At 34.7% G+C, this 18,407-nt stretch carries 18 protein-coding genes; 17 read left to right on the top strand and 1 reads right to left on the bottom strand.

Annotated features, from left to right (window positions below; translation table 11 throughout):
- Positions 1–212: 212 nt before the first annotated feature.
- The 16 genes from Q7C23_RS10785 to Q7C23_RS10710 all read left to right on the top strand — a co-directional run bounded on the left by Q7C23_RS10785 (position 213) and on the right by Q7C23_RS10710 (position 15,620).
- Positions 213–1,613, top strand: a complete 1,401-nt coding sequence (locus Q7C23_RS10785) for an anthranilate synthase component I family protein (RefSeq protein ID WP_375032525.1) — start codon at positions 213–215, stop codon at positions 1,611–1,613.
- 123 nt (positions 1,614–1,736) lie between these two features.
- Positions 1,737–2,180: a hypothetical protein gene (locus Q7C23_RS10780; RefSeq protein WP_375032524.1), complete on the top strand. Its 444-nt coding sequence runs from the start codon at positions 1,737–1,739 to the stop codon at positions 2,178–2,180.
- Positions 2,181–2,249: 69 nt separating this feature from the next.
- The gene (locus Q7C23_RS10775; RefSeq protein ID WP_375032523.1) at positions 2,250–2,816 is read left to right on the top strand and encodes an anthranilate synthase component II; all 567 of its coding nucleotides are present in this window, start codon (positions 2,250–2,252) and stop codon (positions 2,814–2,816) included.
- Positions 2,817–2,890: 74 nt separating this feature from the next.
- Positions 2,891–3,295 (top strand): GNAT family N-acetyltransferase, encoded by a 405-nt coding sequence (locus Q7C23_RS10770; protein WP_375032522.1) that lies wholly within the window; start codon positions 2,891–2,893, stop codon positions 3,293–3,295.
- A 124-nt stretch (positions 3,296–3,419) separates the two neighbouring features.
- Positions 3,420–4,412, top strand: a complete 993-nt coding sequence (trpD, locus tag Q7C23_RS10765) for an anthranilate phosphoribosyltransferase (RefSeq protein ID WP_375032521.1) — start codon at positions 3,420–3,422, stop codon at positions 4,410–4,412.
- 89 nt (positions 4,413–4,501) lie between these two features.
- Positions 4,502–5,287 (top strand): indole-3-glycerol phosphate synthase TrpC, encoded by a 786-nt coding sequence (gene trpC, locus Q7C23_RS10760; protein ID WP_375032520.1) that lies wholly within the window; start codon positions 4,502–4,504, stop codon positions 5,285–5,287.
- 112 nt (positions 5,288–5,399) lie between these two features.
- Entirely contained in the window at positions 5,400–6,032 is a 633-nt protein-coding gene (locus Q7C23_RS10755) for a phosphoribosylanthranilate isomerase (protein WP_375032519.1), read from the top strand.
- 12 nt (positions 6,033–6,044) lie between these two features.
- On the top strand, positions 6,045–7,226 hold the full coding sequence (gene trpB, locus Q7C23_RS10750) for a tryptophan synthase subunit beta (protein ID WP_375032518.1): 1,182 nt from the start codon (positions 6,045–6,047) through the stop codon (positions 7,224–7,226).
- A gap of 24 nt (positions 7,227–7,250) precedes the next feature.
- Complete coding sequence (locus tag Q7C23_RS10745) at positions 7,251–7,568, top strand: gamma-glutamylcyclotransferase family protein (protein ID WP_375032517.1); 318 nt, start codon at positions 7,251–7,253, stop codon at positions 7,566–7,568.
- Positions 7,569–7,580: 12 nt separating this feature from the next.
- Positions 7,581–8,318 (top strand): carbon-nitrogen hydrolase family protein, encoded by a 738-nt coding sequence (locus tag Q7C23_RS10740; protein WP_375032516.1) that lies wholly within the window; start codon positions 7,581–7,583, stop codon positions 8,316–8,318.
- A gap of 61 nt (positions 8,319–8,379) precedes the next feature.
- The gene (trpA, locus tag Q7C23_RS10735; protein ID WP_375032515.1) at positions 8,380–9,141 is read left to right on the top strand and encodes a tryptophan synthase subunit alpha; all 762 of its coding nucleotides are present in this window, start codon (positions 8,380–8,382) and stop codon (positions 9,139–9,141) included.
- A 48-nt stretch (positions 9,142–9,189) separates the two neighbouring features.
- On the top strand, positions 9,190–10,869 hold the full coding sequence (locus Q7C23_RS10730; protein WP_375032514.1) for a M1 family metallopeptidase: 1,680 nt from the start codon (positions 9,190–9,192) through the stop codon (positions 10,867–10,869).
- A 123-nt stretch (positions 10,870–10,992) separates the two neighbouring features.
- Positions 10,993–11,622: a TetR/AcrR family transcriptional regulator gene (locus Q7C23_RS10725; RefSeq protein ID WP_072972904.1), complete on the top strand. Its 630-nt coding sequence runs from the start codon at positions 10,993–10,995 to the stop codon at positions 11,620–11,622.
- Entirely contained in the window at positions 11,612–12,934 is a 1,323-nt protein-coding gene (locus Q7C23_RS10720) for a TolC family protein (protein WP_375032513.1), read from the top strand. Before Q7C23_RS10725 ends, Q7C23_RS10720 begins: the two co-directional genes overlap by 11 nt.
- A 12-nt stretch (positions 12,935–12,946) precedes the next feature.
- Positions 12,947–14,026, top strand: a complete 1,080-nt coding sequence (locus Q7C23_RS10715) for an HlyD family secretion protein (protein WP_375032512.1) — start codon at positions 12,947–12,949, stop codon at positions 14,024–14,026.
- Positions 14,027–14,030: 4 nt separating this feature from the next.
- Positions 14,031–15,620, top strand: coding sequence for a DHA2 family efflux MFS transporter permease subunit (locus Q7C23_RS10710; RefSeq protein WP_375032511.1), 1,590 nt, complete (start codon positions 14,031–14,033; stop codon positions 15,618–15,620).
- Between the two features lie 218 nt (positions 15,621–15,838).
- Here the strand turns inward: Q7C23_RS10710 and yaaA are convergent, their stop codons facing one another.
- The gene (yaaA, locus tag Q7C23_RS10705) at positions 15,839–16,597 is read right to left on the bottom strand and encodes a peroxide stress protein YaaA (RefSeq protein ID WP_375032510.1); all 759 of its coding nucleotides are present in this window, start codon (positions 16,595–16,597) and stop codon (positions 15,839–15,841) included.
- Positions 16,598–16,918: 321 nt separating this feature from the next.
- Between yaaA and Q7C23_RS10700 the strand changes: the two genes are divergently transcribed.
- Positions 16,919–18,349: a CCA tRNA nucleotidyltransferase gene (locus Q7C23_RS10700; protein ID WP_375032509.1), complete on the top strand. Its 1,431-nt coding sequence runs from the start codon at positions 16,919–16,921 to the stop codon at positions 18,347–18,349.
- The last annotated feature ends 58 nt before the right edge of the window (positions 18,350–18,407 follow it).

The following is an 18,407-nucleotide window of genomic DNA, read 5'->3' as shown; positions in this document are numbered from 1 at the left end:
TTACATTTATATCTTTGTAACATCAAAATAAGAAAATGAAAACATTAATGAACAATACTTGGTGGTGGAAGAATTTACGTCAAACGTCGTGAACAAAGCTTCCTATGGTATTGTAAAACTATAAATATAAAAGGCTTGTCATCACGACAAGCCTTTTTTTTTGGTCACAACTGAAGTTGAAGAATATATTAAAAATTAAAAAACTATATACATTGAAACCTTTTATACTCAACACACACTACAGACAAATCCTGGCAGATACCATCACGCCGGTAAGTATTTATTTTAAAATCAGAGATAAATTTCCAAACAGTTTATTATTGGAAAGTAGTGACTATCACGGAAATGACAACAGTTTCTCCTACGTTTGCTGCAACCCGATTGCTACAATTAAAATCGAAAACGAAATCATTTCCAAAACTTTTCCTGATGGAACTACAGAACAAATTGCAATCGATGCTTCGACTAATATACCAGAAGTAATTCAGCAATTTTCAAGTCAGTTTAAATCGGAGAAAAATGATTTTAAATTCATTAATAACGGTTTATTCGGATACATTTCTTATGATGCTGTTCGCTATTTTGAGAAAGTTTCAATTGCTAAAAAAGACAGTGCAACTTTAATTCCGGATGTTTTTTATGCGGTTTATCAAAACATTATCGCGATCAATCACTTTAAAAATGAAGCCTACATTTTTTGTCATAGTGTTGATGGAAAAAACAACATTTCTGAAATTGAGCAATTGTTACAATCCAGAAATATTGCTTCTTATAAATTTTCAAAAGAAGGCGAAGGTTTTTCTAACTTAACTGATGAGGAATTCAAACACAATGTGGCTTTGGCAAAGAAGCATTGTTTTAGGGGCGATGTATTTCAATTGGTTTTATCACGTCGTTTTACACAAGGTTTCAAAGGTGATGAATTCAATGTTTACAGAGCTTTACGCAGTATCAATCCATCTCCGTACTTATTCTTTTTTGATTATGGAGATTTTAAAATATTTGGGTCTTCGCCCGAAGCACAAATTATCGTAAAAAATAGAAAAGCAGAAATTCACCCAATCGCCGGAACGTTCAAGAGAACCGGAAATGACGAACACGATGCGGTTTTAGCCAAACAACTTTCTGAAGATAAAAAAGAAAACAGCGAACACGTAATGTTAGTTGATTTGGCCAGAAACGATTTAAGCCGAAATGGACATGATGTGAACGTAGAGAAATACAGAGAAGTTCAGTTTTTCTCGCACGTAATTCACCTGGTATCTAAAGTTACAGGACATTTACACGAAAAAGCCACAACAATGCAGGTGGTTGCAGACACCTTCCCAGCCGGAACTTTAAGCGGCGCGCCAAAACACAGAGCGATGCAGTTGATCGAAGATTACGAAAAAACAAATCGTAATTTCTACGGTGGCGCAATAGGATTTATGGATTTTGAAGGAAACTTTAATCACGCCATTATGATTCGTACTTTCTTAAGCAAAAATCATCAACTGCATTGTCAGGCCGGAGCCGGAATTGTTGCCAGCTCAGATGAAGAAAGCGAAATGCAGGAAGTTTATAATAAATTAAGAGCGTTGAATACAGCCTTAGAAATGGCGGAACAAATCTAGTTTCAGGTTTTCTTTGTTTCATGTTTCAAGTTGTTGGAACGTGACACGAGGCTTTAGTCAATTGGCGAGCAAACTTGAAACCTGAAACAATTAAAAAACAAACCATAAAAACCATAAATAATCATGAAAAAAGCAATTTCAATTTTATTTTTAATCATTACTATAGCCTCTTGCAAATCGGAAAAAAAAGAGAATCCAATTCAAGGAACCTGGCGTCTTATATCAGCTGAAACGACAGAAAAGGATTCGACTTTCTCAACTTTCAATCCAAAAACAAAAATGATTAAACTTATAAATGATACTCATTTTGCCTTTTTCAATCATGATTTGAATAACGGAAAAGACAGCACAGCAGCCGTATTTTTTGGCGGAGGCGGAAAATATACTTTGAAAGATAGTGTTTACACCGAAAATCTGGAATACTTCAACAACCGTCAATGGGAAAATGGAAAATTTGAATTCGTAGTGAAAATCAAAAATGATACACTAACTCAAAAAGGAATTGAAAAAGTAGAAAAATTAGGCATCAATCGAATTATTACAGAAAGATACGTTCGAGAAAAATAAAAAAATAGTTTCAAGTTTCAGGTTTCACGTTATTGGAACTTGAAACTTGAAACCTGAAACAAAAACAAAATGAAAAAGATATTAGTTATAGACAATTACGATAGTTTCACTTATAATTTAGTGCACTATTTAGAAGATTTAAACTGCGAAGTTACCGTTTACAGAAACGACGAATTTGATATTGAGGAAATCGCATCTTTCGATAAAATATTACTTTCTCCGGGACCTGGAATTCCAGACGAAGCAGGTTTATTAAAAGAAGTAATTCAGAAATACGGACCAACTAAAAGCATTTTGGGTGTTTGTTTGGGACAGCAGGCCATTGGAGAAGTTTTTGGCGGAACGCTTTCAAATCTTGATAAAGTATATCACGGAGTTGCAACCAATGTAAAAACGGTTGTTTCAGATGAAATTTTGTTCGAAGGATTAGGAAATGAATTTGAAGTAGGAAGATACCATTCTTGGGTAGTAGATGCTAATTTACCAGACGTTTTAGAAGCAACTTCAATAGACGAAAACGGACAAATCATGTCACTAAGACACAAAACTTTTGATGTAAGAGGTGTTCAGTTTCATCCGGAAAGTGTGTTGACTCCAAAAGGAAAATTGATATTGGAGAATTGGATAAAAAGTTAATACACAGTCTCAGTTTACAGTCACAGTTCAAAATCTTAGTCCCTTAGAATCTCAGCAACTTAGAATCTCAAAAAATGATAACACTTTCAGAAACCAGAGAAATCAACATTGAAGACATTTTGATTTTATACAAAGCCAATGAATGGAGTTCGGCCGGCAAACCAAACGAATTATACAACGGTCTTTTAAATTCGGAAACCCTAATTACGGCGTGGGAAGGAACAAAATTAGTAGGACTTGGGAATGCGATTTCTGATGGATTTTTAACGGTTTATTATCCCCATTTATTAGTACTTCCGGAATATCAGGGAAAAGGAATTGGAAAAATGATTGTAGATAAAATGCAGGAGAAATATAGTCACTTCCACATGCAAATGTTAACCGCCGACGGAAGATCAGTCGACTTTTATAAAAAAAACGGATTCGAAAGAGCCGGAAAAACAGAACCCATGTGGATTTATCAGGGAAATGAACATTAAAAAGCAGTATTCAGTGTTCAGCGTTTTTAGTATTCAGTCACAGTTTTCAGTCGCAGAATAAACTTGAAACCTGAAACAAAAACTTAGAACCTTAGTATCTTAGAATCTTAGCAACTTAAAAAAAATGAAAACTATATTAAATAAATTAATCAACCACGAAGTGCTTTCTAAAGACGAAGCCAAAGACGTATTGATTAATATCTCAAGTGGAAATTACAATCCTAGTCAGATTTCAGCATTTTTGACCGTATTTATGATGCGCAGTATTACTATTGACGAGCTTTCGGGTTTTCGTGAAGCTTTATTAGAATTATGCATTCGCGTTGATTTATCAGCTTACAATACCATCGATTTATGCGGAACCGGTGGCGATGGAAAAGATACTTTCAACATCTCAACTTTAGCTTCCTTTATTGCAGCCGGAGCGGGGATAAAAGTAGCAAAACACGGAAATTACGGAGTATCATCTATTTCAGGATCGAGCAACGTGATGGAAAAAATGGGAATAAAATTCAGCAATGATTCTTCGTTTTTAGAGAAATGTATTGACAAAGCCGGAATTTGCGTTTTACACGCTCCCCTATTCCACCCGGCAATGAAAAATGTTGGACCAATCAGAAAAGAATTGGCTGTAAAAACCTTCTTTAATATGTTGGGGCCAATGGTAAATCCGTCATTCCCGCAGAATCAATTGGTAGGCGTTTTCAATTTGGAATTAGCCCGAATGTATGCTTATTTATACCAAAACACCAGTATCAATTTCACCATTTTACATTCCCTTGACGGATATGACGAAATTTCCTTAACAGGTCCAACCAAAACAATTACATCACACATGGAAGGCATGTTAAACCCTGCTGATTTTGGCGTTAGGCTTTTATCTCAACCCGAAATTGAAGGTGGAAAAACAATCGAAGAATCAGCAGAAATGTTCACTAATATCATTTCAGGAAAAGGAACAGAAGCCCAAAACAATGTAGTTCTTGCCAATGCCGCAATGGCAATTGCAACCGTTACAAAATGTACTCCCCTAGAAGGGTTTGAATTAGCAAAAGAAAGTTTATTCTCAGGGAAAGGTCATCAAGCATTGAAAACATTACAAGAATTAAGTAAGTAAAAAATAGTTTCAAGTTTTCTTTGTTTCAGGTTTCAAGTTGTTGGAACGTAACCTGAAACTTGAAACCTGAAACCTGAAACAAATACAACATGAACATTTTAGATAAAATAATATTTGATAAACAGCGAGAAGTCGTTCTTAAAAAATCAATCATTCCGGTTTCACAATTGGAAAGCTCTGTTTTTTTTGGAAGAGAAACAATTTCTTTGAGTCAAAAACTGAGAACAAGTTCAACTGGAATTATCGCAGAACACAAACGTCGCTCTCCATCTAAATCAGTAATCAATCATAGTTTTACTGTTGAAGAAGTCGTAAAAGGTTATGAAAATGCAGGAGCGTGCGGAATTTCGGTTTTAACTGATGGAAAATATTTTGGAGGTTCCTTAGACGATTTACTATTGGCAAGAGCGAGTGTTAATATTCCGCTTTTGCGAAAAGAATTCATTGTTGATGAATACCAAATTTTAGAAGCAAAAGCTTTTGGAGCCGATTTAATTTTATTGATCGCCGCGGTTTTAACTCGTGAAGAAATCAAATCATTATCTGAATTTGCAAAGAAATTAGGTTTAGAGGTTCTATTGGAAGTTCACAATCAGGAAGAACTAGAAAAATCGATTATGCCGAGTTTAGACATGATTGGCGTAAACAACAGAAACCTAAAAACATTCGAAGTAAGTTTAGATTTCAGCAAACAACTGGCATCACAAATTCCGATTGATTTTGTAAAAGTCTCAGAAAGCGGCATTTCATCAATCGAAGCCCTCTCAGAATTAAGACCTTACGGCTACAGTGGTTTCTTAATTGGGGAAAACTTCATGAAAACTGATAATGCCGGAGCAGCTGCAACAGAATTTATAAATAAGCTAAGTCTATAAAGGTTTGCCACAAAGTCACTAAGGCGCAAATTTAATTTGTGCTATTCGGGAAATTAATGGTAATAATAAAAACTTTGTGTCTTAGCGCCTTCGTGGCAAAAACATCAAAAAAATGAAACTCAAAATATGCGGAATGAAATATCCTGAAAACATACTCGAAGTAGGTGCACTCCTACCCGATTTTATGGGTTTTATTTTCTGGGAAAAATCCGCGAGATACTTTAACGGAGAAATTCCGGAACTGATAGAAACGGTCAAAAAAGTGGGCGTTTTTGTAAATCAGAGTCAGGAAGAAATTCTGGAAAAAGTTCAAAAATACAATTTACAAGCCGTTCAATTACACGGAAATGAATCGGTTGAATTTTTATCAGAATTAAAAAAACAATTACCAAAGAAAGTCCAAATCATAAAAGCTTTTTCTGCAGATAATGATTTTGATTTTGAGGTTTTAAAACCTTACGAAGTAGTCTGCGATTATTTTCTTTTTGATACAAAAGGAAAACTGCCAGGCGGCAACGGAACCACATTTGACTGGACCATATTAAAAAAATACAAGTCTGAAAAACCATTCTTTTTGAGTGGCGGCATTGGAATAAACGAATTAAAAGCGATCGAAGAAATTTCAAAAAGCAATTTACCTATTTATGCTATTGATGTAAATAGTAAATTTGAAATCGAACCGGGGCTGAAAAACAAAAATCTATTTAGCAATTTCAAACGAAAATTTGATGTTGCCAACTTTTAAACTTTAAACGAAATGAACTTTAACGTTAACGAAAAAGGATATTACGGAGAATTTGGAGGCGCTTACATTCCCGAAATGTTATATCCGAATGTAGAAGAATTACGTCAGAATTATTTAAAAATTACTAGCGAACCCGATTTTAAAGCGGAGTTCAATCAGTTATTAAAAGATTACGTTGGACGCCCTAGTCCGCTTTATTTTGCTAAGCGTTTATCTGAAAAATACAATACCAAAGTCTATCTAAAAAGAGAAGACTTAAATCATACCGGCGCGCACAAAGTCAACAATACTATCGGGCAAATATTAGTTGCTAAAAAATTAGGCAAAAAACGAATTATTGCCGAAACCGGAGCTGGTCAACACGGTGTTGCAACGGCTACAGTTTGCGCTTTAATGGGAATGGAATGTATCGTTTATATGGGCGAAATCGACATTGCGCGTCAGGCACCAAATGTGGCTCGTATGAAAATGTTAGGTGCAGAAGTGCGTCCGGCACTTTCGGGTTCACGAACGTTGAAAGATGCAACAAACGAAGCGATTCGCGATTGGATCAACAATCCTGTTGACACCCATTATATTATCGGATCCGCAATTGGCCCGCATCCTTATCCGGATATGGTGACGCGTTTTCAAAGTGTAATTTCAGAAGAAATAAAATGGCAGTTAAAAGAAAAAGAAGGGCGTGAAAATCCTGATTATGTTGTAGCTTGCATCGGTGGTGGAAGTAACGCTGCCGGCACCTATTATCACTTTTTGCACGAGCCAGAAGTTGGGATAATTGCCGTTGAAGCAGCTGGAAAAGGTGTTGACAGCGGTCATAGCGCGGCAACCAGTAAATTAGGAAAAGTGGGCGTTATTCACGGTTGTAAAACTCTTTTGATGCAAACACCAGACGGACAAATTACAGAACCGTATTCGATTTCCGCAGGTTTAGATTATCCAGGAGTTGGTCCAATGCACGCGCATTTGGCACAAACCGGACGTGGAGAATTTTTCTCAGTTACTGATGATGATGCGATGAACGCAGGTTTACAATTGACTAAATTAGAAGGAATTATTCCGGCTATTGAGAGTGCACATGCATTTGCAGTTTTAGATCAAAAGAAATTTAAACCAACTGATGTTGTGGTAATCAGTCTTTCGGGACGTGGCGATAAAGATTTAGATAATTATATTGAATATTTTAAATTGTAAAACAAAACAAGAAAAATAGCAATTATGGAAAAGTTATTCTCTTACGGAACATTACGATCAAAGCAAATTCAAATGCAGCTTTTTAATAAGGTCTTATCCGGAACTAAAGATCAGCTTTTGGGTCACAGACTGAAAAGTCTTCAGATAGAAGAAGAATTTGGAATGGCAGACTATGTTGTAGCTGTGCCAACAGAGGGTTCTTCAGACCCAATACATGGTATTGTTTACAATATTTCTCCTTCAGATTTAGCTAAAGTAGACATATTCGAATCGAATGCTTATAAAAGAGTTGAAGTTACATTGAACTCAGGAATCGTTGCCTGGATTTATATAGAAAATTAATAAAAAACAGAAATGATTCTAGCAGCAGCACAAACAAAACCAACCAGGGGAAATATTGAAGCTAATTTAACAGATCATTACCGTCTTATCGAATTGGCAGTGCAAAATGGAGCACAATTAATCGCATTCCCTGAAATGTCTATTACAGGTTACGAAAGAGAAAATGCTGAAAAACTGGCTTTCAAAAAAGACGATTCGCGATTGAATCATTTGCAGCAATTGGCTTCGGAAAATAATATTACAATTGTAGCCGGAGCACCGATCCAAATTGAAAATGAAATGTTCATTGGAGAATTTGTTATTGCCCCGGATAATTCGGTTTCTATTTATACGAAGCAGTTTTTACACGAAGGCGAAGATGAGTTTTTTCAACCTTCGTTCGATTACAATCCGATGATTACTATTAAAGATCAAAAGATTTCATTTGCCATTTGTGCTGATATTGATAATCCGCTGCATCCGGAAAATGCCTGTAAGAGAGCAACTGATATTTACATCGCCAGTATTTTCTTTACACCAAACGGGATTCCGAATGCGTATCGAGATTTACAAAGCTATGCTGAGAAACACAAAATGAATGTTTTGATGTCTAATTTTAGTGGTGAATCGTGGGGCTCGTCTTCGGCAGGACAAAGCGCTTTTTGGAATAACAAAGGAGAATTGGTTGGACAAATGAATGATTTGGATTCCGGATTATTATTGGTTGAAAATCAAGGTAACAATTGGACGAGTCGAGTTATCATCAATTAAATAGAACTTAAAATATACCTGCAAGGTTTTGAAAAGCTTGCAGGAGAAAAACATAAAAGAAATGAACAGAATAACACAAAAATTACAAGAAGATAAAAAAATACTTTCTATCTATTTTTCTGCCGGATATCCTAATTTAAACGATACCATTCAGATTATTCAGGATTTAGAAAAAAATGGCGTTGATTTAATTGAAATTGGTTTGCCTTTTAGTGATCCTTTGGCAGATGGCCCAACAATTCAGGCGAGTTCGACGACGGCGCTTCATAACGGAATGACCACTCAAATTCTTTTTGATCAGCTAAAGAACATCCGCGAAAGCGTAAAAATCCCGTTAATTATCATGGGGTATTTTAATCCGATGTTACAATATGGAGTTGAAGCATTCTGTAAAAAATGTGCTGAAATTGGTATCGATGGATTAATTATTCCGGATCTACCAGTTGATGTTTATGCAGACGAATACAAAGCTATTTTTGAAAAATATGGATTAATCAATGTATTCCTGATTACGCCTCAAACTTCAGACGAACGCATTCGCTTTATTGACAGTGTTTCAAACGGATTTATCTATATGGTAAGTTCTGCAAGTGTTACGGGTTCTCAATCTGGTTTTGGAAATATTCAGGAAAGTTATTTCGAAAGAATCGGTAGTATGAATTTGAAAAATCCTCAAATTGTTGGTTTCGGAATTTCGAATAAAGAAACTTTTAATCAGGCTACGAAATTTGCAAAAGGTGCCATTATTGGAAGTGCTTTTATCAAACATTTGAGTGAAAGTGGTTCTGGTAAAATTGCAGAATTTGTTGGTAATATTCGCTAATTAAATGTAATTTACAGGGGTTTTTTAAGTCAATTCAAAATCCTTGTTATGCCCAAACATTTGATAATTTCAAAAAAAACACTTTTTCTGATTCTAAATCTGTGGTTTTATTCACTACAAGCTCAGGAAGGTCAAACTCTGAATATCCCAACCAAACAAGATACCTTGAATGGTTCGATTACTCCAGAACGAATTTGGTGGGATATTCAGCATTATGATTTAAGCATTAAACCTGATTATGTCAATAAAACAATAACAGGCAAAAATGTAATTGAATATAACGTTACTAACAAAAAGCATTCGGACTTAATGCAGATTGACTTGGTAAGCCCACTTAAAATTGACAGTATATTTCAAAAAGATAAAAAAGTCGATTTTACACAAAATCAGAATATCTGGTATTTAAAATTATCTAAAAATCAAGCTTCTAAAAAAAACAAAATCACGATTTATTATTCTGGAAAACCAACAGAATCGATAAAACCTCCTTGGGATGGTGGTTTAGTATGGGCAAAAGATTCCTTAAATCGTCCTTGGATTTCAGTAGCCTGCCAATACAAAGGAGCAAGTTTATGGTACCCTTGCAAAAATACCATGTATGATGAGCCTGATCACGGAGCCTCGATTGCTGTTACTGCTCCAGATACCTTAATTGCGATCTCAAACGGGCGATTAAAAAACACAATTAAAAATCATGACGGTACTCACACCTATCAATGGGAAGTTAAAAATCCTATAAGTCATTATGCAATTTCATTTTATATTGGAAAATATATAAATATTAGTCAAGCATACCAAGGCAAAAAGGGAAAACTAACTATGGATTACTGGGTTCTTGACTATAATAAGACCAAAGCCGAAAAACATATGATTCCAGAAGTAAACTGTACTATGAACTCATTAGAACATTGGTTTGGTCCCTTCTCTTTTTATGAAGATGGTTTCAAAATGGCAGATGCACCTTATATTGGAATGGAGCATCAAAGTGCCATTGCCTATGGAGGCGGATATAAAAGAGGCACGAATAAAAAAGGCGGAGATATATCAAATACAGGCTGGGGCAAAAAAACAGATAAAATAATTGTTCATGAAATGGCTCACGAATGGTTTGGCAACAATATGACCGCTGCTGATATTGCTGACCGCTGGATTCAGGAAGGATTTGCCGGTCTGGCCGAAGAACTTGTGATCGCTGACATTGCAGGTAAACAAGCAGGCAACGAATTTATGGCCGGAAGATTTAGAACTATAGACAACGACAAGCCGATAATAGCACGCTACGGCATAAATGAAGATGGTAGTCAGGATAATTATATAAAAGGCTGGGCTATTTTGCATATGATTAAAAGTATTATAAACGACGATGTGAAATTTCAACAAATATTACATGGCTTAAATAACAACTTCTATCATAAAGTGGTTACTACAAATCAGATTGAAAATTATATCAATTTAGAATCTGGGATTAACTTTGATTATCTTTTTGACCAATATCTGAGAACTAAGGATGTTCCTGTTTTAGAGTATAAAATAAAAAATAGCGAGTTCCTTTATCGTTATACCAATTGCAATGATAATTTTTCAATGCCAATTAAAACTAACTTTACAAAAGATGTCTGGATCTCACCAACACCTAGTTGGAAATCATTAAACATTGACAAATCAATAGGAAAAGAAAATTTAAAAATTGATATTAACTTCTATTTGACAATAAAAAAATCAGAATAATTATTATCCAAAATTAACAAAAAACAACTACACCGTTTTATGTTAATATTATGTTAAACAAAAATTAAACGATCGTTTAATTTAAACACTTGTTTAATTTTGTAACCGATTAGAAACACTACTATGTCAAACATCGAATTAAACGATAAAAAAATTCAGATTCTCGAGGTTGCTGAAAAGCTATTTTCTGAGAAAGGATTTGAGGGTACATCGATACGGGATATCTCAAAACATGCAAAAATTAATATTGCAATGGTCTCGTATTATTTTGGCTCAAAAGAACGACTACTGGAGGCTTTAATTCTTTATAAAACCTCTGATTTAAAATTACAACTCGAAAATTTACTGCAAGAAAATCTCGAACCTATTGAAAAAGTCAATAAATTAATCGAAATTTACATTAACAGAATCAGTTGTAACAAAGGGATTTTCAGAGTTTTACATTTTGAACTCAATTCAGAAAAAAGAGAAAAAAGCATGATCGCTTTTACTGAATTAAAAAAAGGAAATCTAAAATCTGTAGAAACGATTATCGCACAAGGGCAGGCAAAAGGCGTTTTCAGAAAAGATGTTATAATTCCGCTTCTTACGCCAACCATCATCGGAACCTTTTTTCACTTTCACATGAATAAATCTTTTTTTGTGGAGTTACTGAATTTAAAAACCGAAGAAATGTATAATAATTACATTAAAACCAGTCTTACAAAGCACATTCAACAAACTATAAAAGCGCTACTTGTTTATGAAAATTAATCCATTATTGCTCTTTGGTATTTTCTTCATCGGAATCTCATCAATAGAAGCACAAGAAAAAACAAGTTTAACCTTAGACGAAGCCGTTAAAATGGCTTGGGAAAAAAGTAACGAAGTTACGCTTGCCAACACTAAGGTAAACTCAAAAAAATACGAATTACAAGAGGTTAAGAACAATCAATATCCAGATATTAAAATTTCAGGACAATATCAACGATTGACAAAAGCTTCAATCGACATGCATAATGATCAGGCTAGTGCCGAGCCAATGCCATCTCCGGATCAGGCATTGTTAGGAATGGCAACTTTAAGCTTGCCAATATTTTCCGGATTTAAAATTCAGAACAGCATCGATGCTTATGATAATTTATATGAAGCTGAAAGTGCTTATGCTGCCAAAACAAAAGAAGATGTTGCTTTGCGTGTGATCACTTATTATACTGCATTATACAAAGCGCAAAAAACGTTGGATCTTTTAAACGAAAATCAAAAACAAGCTAAACAGCGTGTTACCGATTTTACAGAACTAGAGAAAAACGGAATCATTCCAAGAAATGATTTATTGAAAGCACAATTATTGGTTTCTAAAACGCAATTATCTATTGATGAAGCTAACAACAATATCAATAATATTAACTTCTATCTGACTACTTTACTTAAGTTAGATTCAAGTGTAAAATTGACTGTTAATGAAGGTGATTTCTTTAGCTTGAAAACAAGCAATGCTCCATCATCTGATGCAATGGCACTTGAAAATAGAAAAGATTTAGAAGCAGTTCGTTTGCAACAAAAAGCGAGCGAGGCCAATATCAAAATAGCAAAAGCGGGCTATTATCCTTCACTTGCTTTATTAGGCGGATATACAGCGTTGGATCTTAAAGATTTTATTACGGTAAAATATGCAATGAATTTTGGACTTGGTTTATCATATGATATATCAGGGCTCTATAAAAACAGTGCACACGTAAAAGTAGCTGAGAGCCAAGCTTTAGAAGCAAAAAGTTCAGAAGCAATTTTGACTGATCGTATTAAAAATGAAGTACAGAAATCTATTGAAGATTATGACTTAGCGATCAATCAAAGTGTAGTTTATGATGAAGCTTTACAACAAGCCTCTGAAAATTATAGACTTGTAAAAGATAAATTCGACAATGGTTTATCAGACACAAATGATTTAGTTGAAGCTGATGTTGAGCACTTAAGCGCTAAAATTAATACTGCTTTATCTAAAGCCACTATAATTCAAAAATATTACGAATTACTTTCAGTATCAGGACAATTATCTCAATCATTCAATCTTTCTAAAATATAATCGATAGCTCTCATGGAAAAGAAAAAAACAAATACAAAATTCATCATTATACTAACCGTTTTGGTTTTATTGGGGGGAACTTACGGAGTATCAAAATACTTACACGGACAAGCGCACGAAGAAACGGATGATGCTCAGATTGAGAAAAAAATGAATCCGATTATTCCGAGAGTATCTGGATACATTAGCAAAGTGTATGTAAAAGATAATGACTTTGTAAAAAAGGGAGATACTTTATTTACTATCGATAAGAGAGATTATCAATTGAAAATTGACGAAGCAAATGCTGCTTTATTAGGAGCTGAAGGCCAGTACGAAGCGGCAAAAGCAGATATTGGAAGCGCATACGCAAGTATCAATGTTTCTGATGCCAATATGAGATCTGCAAGTGGTTCTATCGAAAGTGCAAAAATCAGATTAAGACAGCTTACAAACGATTTTAACCGTTACAATAATTTGTACAAAACACATACTATTACAAAGCAACAATTTGAGCAGGCTCAAACTGCAAAAAAAGAAGCTGAAAATCAAGTACGTGTTTTAGAGCAACAACAAAGAGCTAGTTCTTACCAAAAATCGGTAATCGAATCTAAATCTAAAGCTTCTGACAAACAAACAGAAGTTGCTGCAGCAAACATTAAAAGAGCTAAAACAATGTTAGATGTTGCTAAATTAAATCTTACCTATACCGTTGTAACTGCTGCAATTGATGGTCAGGTTTCTAAAGTTGATATTCAGCCAGGACAATTGGTTCAGCCAGGGCAATCTTTATTTTACATCATCAATAACAATGAAGCCTGGGTTGTAGCTAACTTTAAAGAAACACAATTAAACAAAATGATCGTGGGTCAAAAAGTAAGCTTAAAAGTAGATGCTTATCCTAACTATGAGTTTAAAGGAATTGTAACTTCATTCTCTCCAGCTACAGGATCTCGTTTTTCATTATTACCTCCTGATAACGCAACAGGAAACTTCGTAAAAACAATTCAGAGATTACCGGTAAAAATTAGTTTAGATCCATCGAATGACCCTGAGAAAGTAAAACTTTTGAGACCAGGAATGAATGTTGATGTAGACGTACATTTAAAATAAATAAATGGCAACAGCAGTACAAGCAGACGACGATTTAGTAGAATACGGTTACAGACGAGTTATTATTACAATTACAGCGGTACTTTGTGCCTTACTGGAAATTGTAGATACTACGATTGTAAACGTAGCTCTAACAGACATGCGCGGAAGTCTTGGTGCTACCTTGACCGATGTGGCATGGGTTATTACAGCATACGCAATTGCGAATGTAATTGTAATTCCGATGACTAGCTGGCTATCGCAGCAATTTGGAAGACGTAATTATTTTGTGGCTTCTATCATAATATTTACCGTCTGCTCCTTTTTATGTGGTAATGCAAGCAATATATGGGAACTAGTAGCTTTTAGGTTCGTTCAGGGTATGGGTGGAGGTGCCCTTCTGGTAACAGCCCAAACCATTATTACCGAAAGTTACCCCGTTGCAAAACGTGGTATGGCGCAAGCTATTTACGGAATGGGTGTAATTGTGGGACCAACATTAGGCCCCCCTTTGGGAGGTTATTTGGTAGATAATTATTCCTGGCCTTATATCTTTTATATCAATATCCCTTTAGGAATTATTGCTACTATTTTGGCATTAACTTTTGTAAGAAGTCCGAAATATGGTGAAAAATTGAAAGCCAATCAGGTCGACTGGTGGGGAATTATATTGTTATCCGCTTTTATCGGATCATTACAATTTGTTTTGGAACATGGTCAACAAGACGATTGGTTTAACGATTCTACAATCGTGACTTTAAGTGTTGTGGCGGTTCTTGGATTGGTGCTTTTCATCTGGAGAGAGCTAACCTATAAGCATCCAATTGTAAACTTAAGTGTCTTAAAAGATGGTAACTTACGAATTGGAACCGTAATGTGTTTTATTCTTGGTTTCGGATTATACGGATCAACTTTAATTATTCCGATTTATACGCAGTCAATTTTAGGATGGACCGCAACTGACGCGGGATTATTATTGATTCCAGGTTCGATCACTACTGCGATCATGATGCCATTTGTTGGAAACATGATCCAGAAAGGAGTTCCGCAAGGTTATATGGTAGGAGTTGGATTTTTAGTTTTCTTCTTCTTTACTTTTATGATGCAAACTCGTATGACACCTGATACCGGTGTAGAACATATGTATTGGCCATTGATTTTGAGAGGAATTGGTTTAGGACTTTTATTTGTACCTATTACCACCCTTTCTCTTTCAACCTTAAAAGGAAAACATATTGGTGAAGGAGCTGCTTTTACCGGAATGATGCGTCAATTAGGAGGTTCATTTGGTATTGCTATTATTACCACTTTTATTACCCGTTTTAGTCAGGAACACAGAGTAAATCTGATCAATAATCTAGATCCTGCAAAATTTGAAGTACAACAACGTATTCAAGGAATGCAGCATGCCTTTATGGCAAAAGGATACAGTGCCGATGTTGCCCTTAAAAAAGCCTATCAGGCAATAGATTATGCTGTATTGAAACAAAGTACTGTAATGTCGTACATAGACATTTTCATGTATTTAGGTATCATGTTCTTATGTTGTATTCCAATTATCCTCTTTATCAAAAGAGGTAAAAACAAGATTAATCCTGCTGATGCAATGCATTAATAGCGTTAATATAATAATTGATTTATAATTTATAATACGAAAAAGCCGGGTAATTCATTTCACCCGGCTTTTTTATTTTTTATAATTAATATCCTTCTAATTAATCATATCGCATAGATTACAGGGATTAAAATCCCTTCCTACAATATTGGTAGAGTCTACGACTCTTTTAAATCTCTCAACCTTTGTCCCTTTGAAACTTTGAACCTGTAGGAAACCTATCTCGTAAAAACCAAATTATTTCCCTTAGAAAGATTCGCATCAAACTGATATCCTTCGTAATTGAAACCTTTTAAATCGTCAATAGTTTCAGCATTGGTATCGATGATATAGCGAACCATCATACCTCTCGCTTTTTTCGCGAAAAAACTGATCATCTTTAGTTTTCCATCTTTATAATCTTTAAAATCCGGAGTTATTATAGGAACTTTCAAGGCTTTTACATCAACGGCAGAAAAATATTCGTTACTGGCTAAATTCACAAACAACTCCCCTTTTGTCAACTCTTTATTTAAAGCTTTTGTAACGGTTGGCTTCCAGAATTCATGAAGATTTTTGTATTCACCCACTGGCATTTTTGTTCCCATTTCTAAACGGTACGCCTGCATTAAATCTAGTGGTTTTAAAACACCATAAAGTCCCGACAGAATTCTAAGTTTATCCTGTAACACTTCTAATTTTTCTAACGGGATGGTATAAGCATCCAAACCGGTATAAACATCACCATCAAAAGTATAGACTGCCGGACGCGCATTTTCGGGTGAAAAAGGAGTTTTCCATTTTTGATTACGCTCCCAGTTTAAGTCGGATAATTTATCTGAAATCGACATTAATTCAGATAATTCTGCTGGTTTTTTACTTTTTAAAATTTTATGAACCTGGCGTGCTTCTTTTAAAAAAGACGGTTCAGTATATTGAGTAGTTGGTAATTCTTTTTCGAAATTCAGTGACTTCGCTGGCGATATAACAATTTTCATTTGTACGTTTTTCTATGATTCAAAAATACAAATTGATATTTTAAAAATGATGTATCAGAATTGATTTGTTTGATAGTGTCATAAGTGTTTTTTTTAACCACAAATTGCACAAATTCTCGCAAATTTCTATTTTAAATTTTAATATAATTTGTGCAATTTATGGTTGCCTTTTTCTACTTTGACAAAATTCAATACTCAAAATTTTCAATTTCCTTAAAAAAATGGTCGATAGATTATAAAAGGCATTTTCTATGTTGTAAATTTGCACACGTTTCATTCTCTTCAAGATTAGAAGCAATTATTTTAAAAATTCGTGAATTCGTGGCTATACAAACAAATTATAAAACAGCTTTACAACATAAAATCTTCGGAATTATTTCGCAGGCCTCTCAAGAACTAAACGTAGACAGTTACGTTATTGGTGGTTTTGTTCGTGATTTACTTTTAAACCGAGGTTCTAAAAAAGACATTGATGTTGTTGCCGTTGGAAGCGGAATCGAATTGGCTTTGAAAGTTTCTGAATTGCTTCCAAAAAAACCAAAAGTACAGGTTTTTAAGACTTATGGAACTGCAATGTTACGTTTTGAAGATACTGATATAGAATTTGTTGGTGCCCGAAAAGAATCTTATAATTTCGACAGCCGAAATCCAATCGTTGAAAACGGAACGCTAGAAGATGATCAAAATCGTCGTGATTTTACGATTAATGCTTTAGCTTTATCATTAAACGAAAAAACATTCGGAGATCTTTCTGATCCGTTTAACGGATTGGCTGATTTGGAGAATAAAACTATTAAAACACCTTTAGATCCGGACATTACCTATTCTGATGATCCGTTACGAATGCTTCGTGCCATTCGTTTTGCGAATCAGTTAGGTTTTGAAATAGAGAAAAATTCACTTGATGCAATTACTAAAAACGCAGAGAGAATTAAAATTATTTCGGGAGAAAGAATTGTCGATGAATTGAATAAAATTCTTTCGACAGATAAACCGTCAATCGGATTTTTACTTTTATACCAAACGGGACTTCTAGATATTATTCTTCCTGAATTAATAGCTTTAAATCAGGTAGAAGAAATTGAAGGTCATACCCATAAAAACAACTTTTACCACACATTAGAAGTTGTCGATAATATTTGTCCGAATACGGATGATGTTTGGTTGCGTTGGTCGGCTTTGTTACATGATATTGGAAAAGCGCCGACAAAACGTTTCACTAAAAAACAAGGATGGACTTTTCACGGGCATGAATTTCTTGGTGGAAAGATGGCAAAGAAAATATTTGAACGCCTACATATGCCATTGAACCACAAAATGAAATTTGTACAAAAAATGGTTATCATGAGTTCGCGCCCGATCGTACTGGCACAGGATATTGTAACAGATAGCGCCGTTCGTCGTTTGGTTTTTGATGCCGGCGAAGATGTTGAAGATTTAATGACACTTTGTGAAGCAGATATTACCACTAAAAATCCAGCAAAGTTCAAGAAGTACCATAAAAACTTTGATATTGTCCGCAAGAAAATTGTGGAAGTTGAAGAACGCGACCATGTTCGTAATTTTCAACCACCAATTTCTGGTGAAGAAATCATGGAAATCTTCAACTTGAAACCTTCCCGTGAAATTGGAGTTTTAAAAGAAGCTGTAAAAGAAGCAATTCTTGAAGGCGACATTCCCAATGAGTATCAAGCCGCATATGATTTTGTAATCAAAAGAGCTGAAAAAATGGGTTTAAAAAAAGGTGCATAGCAACAAAGGCACAAAGCAACAAAGGTTTATTTAAATCTAAAATATTAAATGTTTCAAA

This window comes from Flavobacterium sp. LAR06 (assembly GCF_041946075.1).
Lineage (GTDB): Bacteria > Bacteroidota > Bacteroidia > Flavobacteriales > Flavobacteriaceae > Flavobacterium.
The sequence above is the reverse complement of the archived record's forward strand: the minus strand, read 5'-3'. Positions and strand labels throughout refer to the sequence as shown.